At 40.1% G+C, this 621-nt stretch carries 1 protein-coding gene and 1 pseudogene; both read right to left on the bottom strand.

What is annotated here, in order from left to right; all coding sequences use genetic code 11:
* The coding region (locus tag NIE88_RS22140) for a hypothetical protein (RefSeq protein ID WP_253065719.1) at positions 1–216 on the bottom strand (216 nt) is incomplete at its 3' end.
* A 9-nt stretch (positions 217–225) separates the two neighbouring features.
* Positions 226–621, bottom strand: a pseudogene (locus NIE88_RS22145) (hypothetical protein); the annotation flags it as partial.

Genomic DNA, 621 nt, shown 5'->3' on the forward strand with positions numbered 1-621 from the left:
GTCATAGATTTCACCGCTCAGGTTTTCAAGTTGTGTAATTGTGCATTCAACAATAAATTCAAGATAGGTTTCACGGTTAACAATGGTTGTGTACTTTTTTGTTCCTTCATCGTGATGCATCACGTAACGATCACGCTTGTCATTTAACATGTCCTGAGCATCAGTGATCGTCTTTTCAAGATGGTTCATCACTTGCTTTGTTAATGGCTTTTCCACATGTATCCCTCATTTCACTCGACGTATCCATTTCGGCTGTCGCTTGTGTTGAACTATTTTTGTTATTTTTCCAGTTTTCGTATCCTGCATGTATTGTCCGGAACCATCAGAGAAAGATTCATACATCGTCAGGTCGTTATCCTCAGCAAACTGCTCAAACCAACTTTTTTCCCCTCGTGCGCGCTGAACATCCGCCAGCGCGCTCATCTTCAAGGCGGAGAAAAGCCACATAGTTCGATTCATGTAATCCCAAAGAAAATCTGATAAATTTTCTCGTCCGATTGGCTTATCCATATCAAGCGATTTTAAATAGTTCATGGTGTAGAAATAATCTTTCGTTTCGTATTTTTCACCGTCATAAGTCTTATCAATCGGAAAAACTTGCATGAATTCTCGTGGCGTGAA

It is taken from the genome of Sporolactobacillus shoreicorticis, assembly GCF_024125445.1.
GTDB lineage: Bacteria > Bacillota > Bacilli > Bacillales > Sporolactobacillaceae > Sporolactobacillus > Sporolactobacillus shoreicorticis.